The 12,337-nt window shown below is 64.1% G+C and carries 12 protein-coding genes; 11 read left to right on the top strand and 1 reads right to left on the bottom strand.

The annotated features are described in order from the left end of the window. Positions 1-29: 29 nt before the first annotated feature. The 3 genes from B5M41_RS19190 to B5M41_RS19200 all read left to right on the top strand — a co-directional run bounded on the left by B5M41_RS19190 (position 30) and on the right by B5M41_RS19200 (position 3,438). Positions 30-1,112: a DUF917 domain-containing protein gene (locus tag B5M41_RS19190; protein WP_134650135.1), complete on the top strand. Its 1,083-nt coding sequence runs from the start codon at positions 30-32 to the stop codon at positions 1,110-1,112. Continuing rightward, positions 1,109-2,659 (top strand): hydantoinase/oxoprolinase N-terminal domain-containing protein, encoded by a 1,551-nt coding sequence (locus B5M41_RS19195; protein WP_134650136.1) that lies wholly within the window; start codon positions 1,109-1,111, stop codon positions 2,657-2,659. Before B5M41_RS19190 ends, B5M41_RS19195 begins: the two co-directional genes overlap by 4 nt. 98 nt (positions 2,660-2,757) lie before the next feature. Continuing rightward, on the top strand, positions 2,758-3,438 hold the full coding sequence (locus B5M41_RS19200) for a DUF2161 domain-containing phosphodiesterase (RefSeq protein ID WP_134650137.1): 681 nt from the start codon (positions 2,758-2,760) through the stop codon (positions 3,436-3,438). A gap of 12 nt (positions 3,439-3,450) precedes the next feature. Here B5M41_RS19200 and B5M41_RS19205 read toward each other — a convergent pair whose 3' ends face one another. Then, the gene (locus B5M41_RS19205) at positions 3,451-4,362 is read right to left on the bottom strand and encodes a LysR substrate-binding domain-containing protein (protein WP_134650138.1); all 912 of its coding nucleotides are present in this window, start codon (positions 4,360-4,362) and stop codon (positions 3,451-3,453) included. Positions 4,363-4,483: 121 nt separating this feature from the next. Between B5M41_RS19205 and B5M41_RS19210 the strand changes: the two genes are divergently transcribed. The 8 genes from B5M41_RS19210 (at position 4,484) to B5M41_RS19245 (ending at position 12,329) form a co-directional block, all read left to right on the top strand. Further along, the gene (locus B5M41_RS19210) at positions 4,484-5,245 is read left to right on the top strand and encodes an ABC transporter ATP-binding protein (RefSeq protein WP_134650139.1); all 762 of its coding nucleotides are present in this window, start codon (positions 4,484-4,486) and stop codon (positions 5,243-5,245) included. A 22-nt stretch (positions 5,246-5,267) separates the two neighbouring features. After that, the gene (locus tag B5M41_RS19215; protein WP_134650140.1) at positions 5,268-6,047 is read left to right on the top strand and encodes a transporter substrate-binding domain-containing protein; all 780 of its coding nucleotides are present in this window, start codon (positions 5,268-5,270) and stop codon (positions 6,045-6,047) included. 65 nt (positions 6,048-6,112) lie between these two features. Further along, on the top strand, positions 6,113-6,832 hold the full coding sequence (locus B5M41_RS19220; RefSeq protein ID WP_134650141.1) for an ABC transporter permease: 720 nt from the start codon (positions 6,113-6,115) through the stop codon (positions 6,830-6,832). Beyond that, a complete protein-coding gene (locus B5M41_RS19225; RefSeq protein WP_134650142.1) occupies positions 6,825-7,655 on the top strand; it encodes an ABC transporter permease in 831 nt (276 codons plus the stop codon). The genes B5M41_RS19220 and B5M41_RS19225 overlap by 8 nt, the downstream gene beginning before the upstream one ends. A 17-nt stretch (positions 7,656-7,672) precedes the next feature. Next, positions 7,673-8,461, top strand: a complete 789-nt coding sequence (locus B5M41_RS19230) for an HpcH/HpaI aldolase family protein (RefSeq protein ID WP_134650143.1) — start codon at positions 7,673-7,675, stop codon at positions 8,459-8,461. Next, positions 8,458-9,831 (top strand): FAD-binding oxidoreductase, encoded by a 1,374-nt coding sequence (locus B5M41_RS19235; RefSeq protein WP_134650144.1) that lies wholly within the window; start codon positions 8,458-8,460, stop codon positions 9,829-9,831. The genes B5M41_RS19230 and B5M41_RS19235 overlap by 4 nt, the downstream gene beginning before the upstream one ends. A 60-nt stretch (positions 9,832-9,891) precedes the next feature. After that, a complete protein-coding gene (locus B5M41_RS19240) occupies positions 9,892-11,085 on the top strand; it encodes an alpha-hydroxy acid oxidase (RefSeq protein ID WP_134650145.1) in 1,194 nt (397 codons plus the stop codon). Positions 11,086-11,267: 182 nt separating this feature from the next. Then, positions 11,268-12,329, top strand: coding sequence for a DUF1963 domain-containing protein (locus B5M41_RS19245; protein ID WP_134650146.1), 1,062 nt, complete (start codon positions 11,268-11,270; stop codon positions 12,327-12,329). Positions 12,330-12,337 lie beyond the last annotated feature (8 nt).

The raw sequence follows: 12,337 nt of genomic DNA on the forward strand, positions 1-12,337 counted from the left end.
TCTTACCGCCCCCACGAATGGACCAAAGAATGCGTGAACTCGAATTCGACGAACTGGAGGCGCTGGCGATCGGCGCCGGTGTCCTGGGAACCGGTGGCGGCAACCATCCCCATCTGGAGCTGATGTGCGCGGAAGCAGATTACCGGCGCGGCAAGCGGGTGACGATCCTCGATCCGCAGGAGCTGGCCGACGATGCCCGTATCGCGGTCGTCTGCATCATGGGCGCGCCGCTCGTCACGAAGGAACGGCTGCCGGAGCCCGTGGCGATCTGCAAGGCCGTTCGCCTGATGGAAGCCCATTGCGGCAAACCTTTCGATGCCATCATGTCCATCGAGATCGGTGGTGAGAACGCCTTCTTTGCCCTGCTCGTCGCCATGGAGCTTGGCCTGCCGGTCGTCGATGCCGATACGATGGGCCGGGCGTTCCCCGAGGCGCAGATGGCAAGCTTCGCCATCCGCGGCCTCCCGGTCGCACCCTTTGCCATCGCCGACGTGCGCGACAATGCCGTGCTGATCCCGGAAGCGGAAAACGCCACCCGCATCGAGCGGATCGGCCGCAAGATCGTCGTCGAACTCGGCTCGATCGCCGGCACGTGTGCGGCGCCGCGCACGGGCCGGGAAATCAAGGACCACGCCATTCTCAATTCCATCGGCCGCGCACTCGGCATCGGCAATGCCGTTCTGGCGGCGAAACGGTCGGGCACCGATCCGGTCGAGGCCGTGCTCGATGTGGAGAAGGGCAAACTCCTCTTCTCAGGCAAGGTGCACGACGTTTCCAGGCGCACGACGGATGGGTTCGTGCGCGGGCGGGCCGTCGTGAGCGGCAACGGCCTGTTCGAAGGCCGCCAGCTGGAGATAGACTTCCAGAACGAATTCTCCGCGGCATGGCTCGATGGCGTGCGCGTCGCCTGCGTTCCAGACCTCATCACGGTCCTTGACGAGGAAAGCGCAGAAGCCGTCGGCACCGAGGTTCTGCGCTACGGGCAGCGGGTGAAAGTGGTCGCCCTGCCGGCCGATGCTATCATGACCAGCCCGGAAGGCCTCGCCGTGGTCGGCCCGCGCGCCTTCGGTTTCGACTTCGACTATCAGCCCTTCACGGAGACGGCGCCATGAAACGGATCGGCATCGATGTCGGCGGCACCAACACGGATGCCGTCCTGTTGGAAGGCGAGCGCATTCTCCGGTCGATCAAGACCGCCACCACTGCCGATGTGACAAGCGGGATCAAGGCGGCGCTGAACCATATTCTGGAAGGTCGCGACGGGAAGGGCGCAGGCGTCGATGCCATCATGATCGGCACCACGCATTTCACCAATGCGGTGATCGAGCGGCGCGGCCTGTCGAGGGTTGCCGTCATCCGCATCGGCCTGCCGGCCGCCCACAGCATCGTGCCGATGCAGGCATGGCCGGAGGACCTGCGCGTCGCCGTGGAGGGACCGGTCTTCCTGATCCGCGGCGGACACGAATTCGACGGCCGCAAGATCGTCGAGTTCGACCGCGAGCACATGCGAAAGATCGCGCAGGAGATCCGCGACAGCGGCGTCGGCGCCGCAGCGATCACCGCTGTCTTCTCACCGCTGACGGCGGCCTGCGAGGAAGAGGCCGCCGCCATCCTGGCGGATGTCGCGCCCGACGTGACGGTCACGCTGTCGAGCGAGCTGGGACGTATCGGACTGATCGAGCGGGAGAACGCCACCATCCTCAACAGCGCGCTGCATGCGCTCGCCCGCCAGACGGTCGCGGCGTTCGAGGCGTCCATCGCCGACAGTGGCCTGACGGCGCCGCTCTACCTCACGCAGAACGACGGCACGGTGATGCAGGCAGCGCATGCGGCGCGCTATCCCGTGCTCTGCTTCGCCTCAGGCCCGACGAACAGCATGCGCGGGGCGCGGATGCTCTCAGGTCTGGACGAGGCGATCGTGCTCGATGTCGGCGGCACGACCACCGATGCCGGCATGCTCGTGGGCGGCTTCCCCCGGGAGGCCAATTCGCGGGTGGATATCGGGGGCGTGGCCACGTTCTTCCGCATGCCGGACGTGATCGCGGTCGCGCTCGGCGGGGGCACGATCATCGATCCCGAGACGCGAAAGATCGGGCCCACCAGCGTCGGTTACCGCATTTCCGAGAAGGCGCGCGTGCGGGGCGGCGATACGCTCACCCTGACGGACATTGCTGTCCGCATCGGGCGCATGGCGTTCGGCAATGCGGACCTGGTCGCAGACGTATCGGACCACCTTGCCGCTCATGTCGAAGCGTGGATCCGGAGCCGTCTCGCCGATCTCGTCGACCGCATGAAGACGAGCGCGGCCGATATTCCCGTCATCGCCGTTGGCGGTGGTGCCGCGCTGGTGCCGGACAGCCTGCCTGGTGTCGCGAGGATCATCAAGGTGGAGCACGCCGGCGTCGCCAATGCTATCGGTGCCGCGATGGCGCAGGTGAGCGGGGAGTGCGATCAGGTTTTCTACGGTGTCTCCCGCGAGGAAGCCATCAACGAGGCCCGCGAGATCGCCGACGCCCGCGCGGCGACGGCGGGCGCAAATCCTGAGAGCATCGAGCTGCTCGATGTCGAAGACGTGCCGTTGTCCTACATTCCGGGCAATCCGCTGCGGGTGCGGGTGAAAGTCGTCGGCGATCTGGCGCTATCGGGTTCGCGCGTCTAGGGCACCGGGACAACGGCCTGGGCCCTGACGATAGTGGCTGTCACATGCGGGCGGATCGATGTAGATATGGCCCGATTCCCAATGAATTCCGCGGGCCCATGGAAACGTCGCTTTATCTGCCGGTCAAAGGCTTTCTCGAAAAGGCAGGTTATACCGTCAAGGGCGAAATCGGGGGATGCGACCTTGTCGGTTTGAGCGAGGGCGATCCGCCTGTTGTCGTGGTCTGCGAGCTGAAGATGAGCTTCAATCTGGAGCTCATCCTTCAGGCCGTCGATCGCGCGGCCGCGGCGGACGAGGTCTGGATCGCGGCGCGGGTCTCGGCCAAGGGCAGGGGCCGCGAGGCGGACAAGCGCTACCGCGATCTCTGCCGCCGGCTTGGCATCGGCATGCTCGGCCTTTCGGACACCGGCGAGGTCAGTATCATCGTCGGCTCCGTGTCGCCGATGCCGCGGACCAACCCGAAGCGTCGCTCCAGGCTCATGCGCGAACATCAGAAACGACGCGGCGACCCGGCGCTGGGCGGGAGCACGCGCACGCCGCTGATGACGGCCTACCGCCAGCAGGCGCTCGATTGCGCCACGGCCCTGGCATCGGGCCCGATGCGGGTGCGCGACGTCAGGGCGGGCACGCCGGATGCCGGAAAGATCCTGCTGTCCAATGTCTATGGCTGGTTCGAGCGGCTCGACCGCGGCATCTACGGCCTCACCGATGCGGGCCGGGAGGCCCTTCAGCGATGGCCGCGGGACGGCATTGCCTCAACGACAGACAATCCCACATGAAAGCCCACCGCGCTAGGACGCCTTGAGCGACCCTAGTCCGAGGAGCCAGTCGCGCACGCCCGCGGCGCGCGGCGTCAGGGGGCGTCCCTTGCGGTAGACGAGGAAGAAATCGTTCGTGGTTGTCTGGGCTTCCTTCAGCGGGCGCACCAGGGCGCCGCTGGCGACGAGGTCGCCGACCGAATGCTGCCACCCGAGGCCGATCCCCACGCCTGACAGCACGGCATGAACCACCAGGATGTAGTTGTTGAATGTCGAGACGCCGCCCGGCAGCGTGTAGTTCAGGCCGTAATGGCCAAGGAATTCCCGCCATGTCGCGCCTTCGTGATAATGGCTATCGAGATGGAGGAGATTATGGGCCGGCAGATCCGCAAGCGATGACAGAGGCCCGTGCTTTTCGAGATAACCGGGGCTGCAGACCGGAAACATCGTTTCCGCCGTGAAGGGCAGGACCTCATAGCCCTGCCAGTCCACCCGTCCATTGGTGATCGCCATCGACACGCCGTCCGCCGGCAGATCGAGTTTCTTGTCGGAATTGTAGAGCTGCATCTCGATGCGCGCATCGTGGCTGGGATAGGTCGATATCCTCGGCAAAAGCCAGTAGGTGCCTACGGTTATCGAGGCATAGACCTTGATGTCGGACGCCGCCGTCGAATGGATCTCGATCGCCGTGCGTTCGATCTGGTCGAGCCCGCTTTCCACCGACCGAAAAAGCTTTTCGCCGTCATCCGTCAGCTGCAACTGGCGGTGCTTGCGGTGAAAAAGTGAAGCGCCCAGTCCCGTTTCGAGCTGTCGTATCGCATGGCTGATGGCCGCCGGCGTGACGTTCAGTTCCTCTGAGGCTTTCGTGAAACTCTGCAGTCGCGCGGCGGCGTCGAACACGTAGAGCAGGTTCCCCGAAGGGATGAAGCGACGCATGTCTCGCATGAGCTGAATTCATCCAAATGTGAGTTTTTTTGCTAGTCACAGCCCGTCTTCTTTGGACTAGCTCTATTCGACAGTCAAATCCTGTTTGCAGGATATCCAGCTGGCCGGGAGAGGGTTGAAGATGGAAATGCTTCACGCGGACGGTATTCGCAAGACGTTCGGCAACCTCGAAGTCCTGCGCGGCGTCAGCCTGACGGCCAACAAGGGCGATGTGATTTCGCTGATCGGTGGAAGCGGATCGGGCAAGTCGACCTTTCTTCGCTGTCTCAACTGTCTGGAGCATCCGACCGGTGGCGAGATCCGGGTCGATGGCGAGGCGATCGCCTTCAAACCCGATGGCCACGGCAACAGGGAGCCGGTGTCGAAGGCGCAGATGCGCCGCATCCGCGCGCGGCTTGCCATGGTGTTCCAGAGCTTCAATTTGTGGAACCACATGACGCTCCTTGAAAACGTCATCGAGGCGCCGGTTCACGTGCTGGGCGTGGACCGCAAGCAGGCGGTCGACGAGGGGCTGCGGCTGCTTGAACGCGTCGGCCTCTACGACAAGCGCGATGTCTATCCGGCCTTTCTCTCGGGCGGCCAGCAGCAGCGCGGCGCCATTGCCCGGGCCTTGGCGGTGCAGCCGCTTGCCATGCTGTTCGACGAGCCGACCTCCGCACTCGATCCCGAACTCGTCGGCGAGGTGCTGAGGGTCATCCGCGAGCTTGCCGAGGAAGGCAGGACGATGATCCTCGTTACCCACGAAATGTCCTTCGCGCGCGACGTTTCCAACCAGGTCCTGTTCCTGCATGGCGGCCTCGTCGAGGAAGCCGGACCACCGGCGGAGGTCTTCGGCAATCCCAAATCCGAGCGCCTCGCCCGGTTTCTGGGCAGCTTCCATTAACAGTCCAAAAAAGGGGAATGACATGAAAAAATATATGCTTGGAATGATGGCCGGCGCCCTGCTTGCCATGGGTGGCACGGCGCATGCCGAAAAGACGCGCGTCGGCTTTGCGCCGGAAGCCTACCCGCCCTTCTGGGTCGCGGATGCGAACGGCTACTGGACGGGCTGGGAAGTCGAGATCATCGATGCCGTCTGCGCCGAGGCCAAGCTCGATTGCGAGCGCGTGCCGGTCGCCTGGGAGGGTATCATTCCAGCGCTGCTGGGCGGCAAGATCGACATGATCATGAACTCGATGCGCATCAACGACGAGCGCCGCAAGGTCATCGATTTCTCCAACAAGTACTACGAGGTCTCGACCGTCGTCGTCGCGGCCAAGTCGGCCACCGTCGACACGACGCCCGAGAGCATGGACGGCAAGATCATCGGCGTGCAGGTCTCGACTGGCCAGCAGGCCTATGCCGAAAAGAATTTCGGCGCGAACGCATCGGAGATCAGGGGCTACAACACGCAGGACGAGGTTTATCAGGATCTCGCCGCCGGCCGCATCGATGTCGCGATCGACGGCGTGGTCGCCATGAACGAGTTCCTCAAGTCGGCGTCCGGCGCGGAATGCTGCGAATCCAAGGGGGTTCTCAAGCGCGATCCGTCGACGCTCGGAGAGGGTTATGGCGTCGGCCTGCGCAAGGGTGACGATGCGCTCAAGGCGAAGATCAACGACGCCATCGCGGCCATTCGCAAGAACGGCACCTATGACGCCATCACCAAGAAGTACTTCGACTTCGACATCTACGGCGGCGACTGAGGCCAAGGGCCGGTTCGCGTTTTCACCGACGTTGCTGGAGAACGACGATTAAAGAACTGTTCGACATGATCTGGTCTCCCGCCGCCGGCAGCATCGCGCTGCTGACGACGGGAGGGTGGGGAAGCGCCATGCTCGTCGGCCTGGCACGCTCCCTCACCATCGCGCTCGGCGCCTTCGGCCTCGGGCTCTTGATCGGCATAGCCGGCGCGCTGGGCAAGCTCTCCGGCGGGGCGGTGACGCGCCAGGCCCTCGACCTCTACACAACGATCGTTCGCTCGGTGCCCGAACTCGTTTTGATCCTCGTCGTCTATTTCGCTGGCGCCGATCTGATCAACGGTGTTCTAACGGCCTTGGGCCAGGCGAAGATCGATTTCAACGGCGCGATTGCCGGCATTGTCGTGCTGGGCGTCGTCCAGGGCGCCTACTCTACCGAGGTCATCCGCGGCGCCATTCTTTCGGTGCCGCGCGGCCAGATCGAAGCGGCACAAGCCTACGGCATGTCGTCCTGGCTGGCCCTTCGCCGTATCACGCTTCCTGCGATGCTGCCCTTCGCGCTGCCGGGACTTTCCAACCTCTGGCTGATCGCGATGAAGGACACGGCGCTGCTCGCAGTGCTCGGATTTGGCGAACTGACGCAAGTCACCCGTCAGGCGGCGGGCACCACCAAGGCCTATTTTACCTTCTTCTTCGCGGCGGGCTGCATGTATCTGCTCGCCACGATGATCTCCAATCTGCTCTCGCGCCGTCTGGAGGCGCGGGCAACAAGGGGCACGGCCCATGTCTAGCGCGCTGGATGCGACCGCCCGTGAAGCGCGGGCCGGCACACGGCGCCGGTGGCTGGATGCCGGGACGCTGACGCCCGTTATCGCTGCCATTCTCTTCGGAACCTATGCGGCGCTGCAAATGCGCTGGGACTGGCTCGAAACCTATTATCCCTTGTTGCTGCGCGGCCTGGGCATGACCGTGCTTCTGGTGGTCGTCACCAGTTCGCTCGGCATGCTGCTGGCCATCCCCATCGGCCTCGTACAGGTCGTCGGCCCGAAATGGCTTGCCCTGCCCGCGCGCGCCTTCTGCACCGTCATTCGCGGAACGCCGCTGCTCCTTCAGCTCTGGCTGCTCTATTATGGCCTTGGATCGCTGTTTCCGCAGTTTCCCTGGATCCGTGACTCCGCACTCTGGCCGATCCTGCGGCAAGCGTGGCCCTATGCATTCCTGGGCCTCACCCTTTCCTATGCCGCGTATGAGGGTGAAGTCTTTCGCGGGGCGTTCAAGGGGGTGCCGAAGGGTCAACTCGATGCGGCCAAGGCCTACGGCATGTCCGGTTTGCTGATGTTTCGCCGCATCTGGCTGCCGCAGGCCTTCAAGCGGGCAATGCCGACGCTCGCCGGCGAGACGATCCTCCAGCTCAAGGCGACGCCGCTGGTGGCGACGATCACGGTCATCGACGTTTATTCGGTGGCAGCCCAGGTGCGTCAGCAGACATACCTGACCTACGAGCCTCTTCTTCTCATTTCCGCCATCTACATTCTCATGGCGGTGGTCATCACCAAGGTCTTTGCCCGGCTCTCCGGACAGGGCCGGGACAACACCGCCTTTTCCAGATCCTGATTTCAAAGAGCAAGCCAATGCCACTCACTCTGGCCAAGAGCCTGAAAGCGCGACTTCGCAGCGACCAACCCATTTTCGGCGCATGGGTCGGCATTCCCCATCCCACGGTCATCGAACTGATGGCGCGGTCGCAGTTTGGCTTCCTGCTCCTTGATGGCGAGCACTCGCCCATCGGCGTGCAGGATCTGGCAAGCCTTCTGCCGTCTGCCGAACTGCATGGGACGCCCACCATCTTTCGGCCGCGGTCGAAGTCGGCAGCCGATATAAAGGCTGCGCTTGATGCTGGCGTATCGGGCCTCATGGTGCCGATGATCGAGACCGCCGAGGAAGCCCGCGCCATCGTGGCCGCCGGCAAATATGCGCCGGCTGGCATGCGAGGCATCGGCCCATGGCGGGCGTCCGGTTACTACGAGGCTTTCGAGACCTATCTCGCCGAAGCCAATGACGCCACGACCCTGATCCTGCAGTTGGAAAGCGCCGAGGGTCTCGCCAACCTTGAGGACATCCTGGCCGTCGAGGGGTTCGACGTATTGTTCGTCGGACCCGCCGACCTCGCGTCGTCCCTCGGCCTGCCGATTGGCCGGTTCGACGGCGAGATGCGTGATGTGCTGCAGCGCACGGCCGATGCCGTAAAACGCGCGGGAAAGCTGGCGGCCATCGACGTGTCGGCGATCTCGGCCATTCCGGAACTGATCGAGATGGGCTATTGCCTCTTCACCATCGGCTCGGACATGGGGTTCATCCAGGCGTCGGGCCGCGGGCTGGTCAGGGATTTGGCAGCGTTTTCGACAGGGCAGGGCACATGATCGATCTTGAGGATACACGACAAATCGTCGGCGCGCGCAATGTCATCGACGCAACGACGCTACGTGACCGGCCACAGGATTTCTGGATCAACACCCCGACGCAGGCGCTCGGCCTTGTAAAACCTGCCGACACGGTCGAGCTTTCTGCGATTCTGGCGCTCTGCCACGAGCATGGGCAGGCGGTCATCTTCGAGGGCGGGCGCACCAACCTTGTCGGGGCGACTCAATCTAACAGCGAGACCCTGCTGATCTCGCTCGAACGCCTCAACCATATCGGCGCGCCCGACCGGAAGGGCATGACGATCGAGGTCGGCGCCGGTGCGATCGTCGAGGCTGTCCAGCAGCGCTGCGCGGCCGAAGGCCTGCGTTTCGGTCTCGATTTCGGCGCGCGGGGAAGCGCAATGATCGGGGGCGCGCTTGCCACCAATGCGGGAGGGTTTCAGGCCCTGCGGTATGGCGTTGCGCGCGATCAGGTCCTGGGGCTCGAATGCGTGCTTGCCGATGGGACGGTGCTGAGCCACCTGACGCCCTACACAAAGGACAATACCGGCTACGACCTGAAGCACCTCTTCATCGGATCCGAGGGCACGCTTGGCGTCATCACACGGGCCGTGCTCAGGCTGCATCCGGCGCCGCGGTCGGTCAACACCGCGTTGCTCGCCTTCGAGAGCTTCGACGCGGTCGCCGAGACGCTCGGGCTGATGCGTCGCGATCTGCACGGCACGCTGTCGTCGTTCGAAATCATGTGGGCCGAATTCTTCCATTCCAATGTCGACGCGCTTCTCGGCGGCCGCTCGCCGATCGAAGGCCGCTATCCGTACTACATCCTGTGCGAATCCGAAGGGTTCGATCCCGAGGAGGATGCCGGGCTTTTCGAGCGGGTGGTCGGCCAGGCGCTGGAAACCGGTCTCATCGCCGATGCGGTGATCGCGACCTCGTCGCGCCAGCGCTCCGAGCTGTGGAAGATCCGCGAAGACTTCGAAGCCGAGATGCTGCTCTTCAAGACGATGGTCGATTTCGACGTCTCCCTTCCCGTTGCCAGCATGGAGGCCTTCGTCAACGAGGTGCAGCGCCGCCTCGATGAAGAGGTGCCGGATAATCTCGGGCTGCATGTCCTCGGTCATCTGGGTGACGGCAACCTGCATGTCACCACAGGCGTGCCGACGCCTCAGGGCAAGGGCAAGGTCCGCGCGCTTGTCTATGCCCTCATCGCGGGTTACGGCGGATCGATTTCCGCCGAGCACGGTATCGGCGTTGCCAAGCGCGATTACCTGCATTACTCCCGAACGCCCGCCGAGCTCGCCACCATGCGCCTTCTGAAAGGCGCACTCGATCCAAAGGGCATCCTCAACCCGGGCAAGGTTATCTGACGTCTCACGGTGTGGCACACCGCACCAGTGGGCTCCCCAAACGAACTGCATGGAAGAACAATGGCCGGATCGTCGCTCGACAAGATCGTGAACACCGATGATCTGGAGCAGGCGGCGCAGCGCTACCTGCCCCGGATGCTGTATGACTGGATTGCCGGCGGTGCGGGCGACGAGCGCGGGCTTTCCGACAACCGGGCCGCCTTCGACCGGTTCCGCTTCATGCCGCGTTACCTGCGCGACGTCGCCACCTGCTCGATTTCGAAGACCGTTCTGGGCCGCCGCTTCGCAGGGCCGTTGGGCATCGCGCCGATGGGCTATTCCGGACTGTTCCGCCCGCAGGCGGAGCTTTTCTTCGCCGAGACCGCGAAGCGTTTCGACGTTCCCTACATCATGTCCGGCGTCAGCGTGTCCTCGATGGAGGCGGCCGCGCCTGTCGCGGGCGAAAACCTCTGGTACCAGATCTACACGACTGCCGATGACGCCATCAATCGCGACATGATCCGCCGGGCGGAGGATTGCGGATGCGGCGCGCTTGTCATGACCGTCGACATCCCGGTCGCCGCCAAGCGGGAGCGCGACATCCGCAACAATATCGATATCCCGCCGAAGTTCACGCCGAAGGCGATCCTCGATGGCCTGCTCCATCCGGCCTGGACGCTGCGTTATCTGCTGGCGGGCGGCCTGCCCGTCATGGAGAACTGGGCGCCTTATCTTCCCAAGGGCGCTTCGGGGCTCGATGTGGCGAAATTCTCCCTCGAGCACGGCTATGCCTTGCAGACCTGGGACCATCTGCGGCAGTTCCGCCAGCTTTGGCCGCGCGCCCTCGTCATCAAGGGCATCCTGCATCCCGAGGACGCGCATATGGCGCGCGAAGCCGGCGCTGATGCCATCATCGTGTCGAATCACGGAGGACGGCAGTTCGACCGCGCGATCAACTCCATCGATTGCCTTCCGGCCATCCGCGAAGCGGTTGGTGCGGACTTCCCCGTCATGTTCGACGGCGGTGTGCGCCGCGGGTCGGACGTGCTCGCGCTCCTGTGCTACGGCGTCGATTACGTCTTTGCCGGCCGGCCCTTCCTCTATGGCGCGGCCGGCTTCGGCCAGGGCGGCGTGGACCGGGCGATGGAAATCTTCACTGGCGAGCTTTCCGGCCTGATGCGGCAGCTCGGCTGCCTCGATCTCGAGCATGACGATCTCAAGACGTTCATGCACGATGCTATGGACCAGGCCAGACGCTACCCGCGGGGAGAATGAGATGAGAGCCCGACCGAAACCGCGGACGTGATCGATGCCAATCGCTGGCCTGGCGAAGCCGGCAAAGCGTGCGCTTTTTGGATAGACCTCCTGTCCGAAACAGGCGAAAAACGCTCGCCGCCATTGTCCGCCGCGCTTGGCGGTCCATTTCCCGGGCAGGCCAAAGCTCATACGGAGGTTTCATGTTCGATAGTCCGCAAGCTGCCGGCGAGGCGCTGCTCACATGGTTCGACAAGCCGCGGATCGAGATTATCGTGGAGGCCCTGGTGCCGGCCATCGTGCTGCATCCCTCGGCCGGCCGGATCGTCATCGGCGGAAGCCAGCTTGGCGGCACGCCGCATGCAGCGGCCGATTTCGAATGGCCGCGGCCGCTAAAGCCCGGTGATCCAGAGGAAATCGCAAAGCGCGGCAATGAGGATGCGGCACAGGAGATGCGGGACCATATGGCGAAGGATCTGCCCTATGCCTTCATGGCGCAGATCGATCTCGCCGAGGCCGCAAAGCTCGGTACGGTCGCGGCGCCTTTGCCCGCCGAGGGCCGCTTGCTGTTCTTCTACGACATTGCCGTTGGCCCGTGGGATACCGGCATGCGCGCGGCGAAGGTCATCTGGGATCGGACGCCGATCGATCGGCTCGCGGTGCTTCCCGTCCCGGACGATCTTGCTGCTGCCCAGGCAAAGGCGCTGGAAGAGGCGCGAGCGCTGCAGGCGGAATTCGGAACGCCGGGCGAAACACCGTCCGGGGAGCAGGGCACGAACTATGGCGCGCCGGCACGGGCTGTGTCGCTGGAGGCGACCTACCGGCTACCCGATCCCGCCGCGCTCGAATTCGACAGGCTCGGCGATCTTGCCCGTGCCGCCCGCGGGGAGCCGGCCGGCGAGGAGAGCGAGGATATGCTCGCCGCCTATGAGGAAGCGCTTCAGGCCAACCACGACCAGTATCCTGAGGAAGGCTGGCGTCGCCAGCAATTGCTCGGCAGCCCCATGCCCGAGCAGGACGACCCGCGCCTGGACGCCGTGGTGGTGAGCGAATTCGGCAAGCAGCATCTGTCGCGCGAGGAGTGGAGCAAGCACCGCGCGGCCATATTCGAGAAGGCGCGGGACTGGACCCTTCTCCTGCAGATCGATCTCGCCGACTGGATGCAGGCACCGTTCGTAGAGGGAACGGTCTTCTTCGTGATCCGGCGTGACGACCTGGACAATCGCCGCTTCGACAAGGTTATCGCCGTCTATCAGCAGACATAGCGAGCGGC

It is taken from the genome of Shinella sumterensis, assembly GCF_004514425.2.
Taxonomy (GTDB): Bacteria; Pseudomonadota; Alphaproteobacteria; order Rhizobiales; family Rhizobiaceae; genus Shinella; species Shinella sumterensis.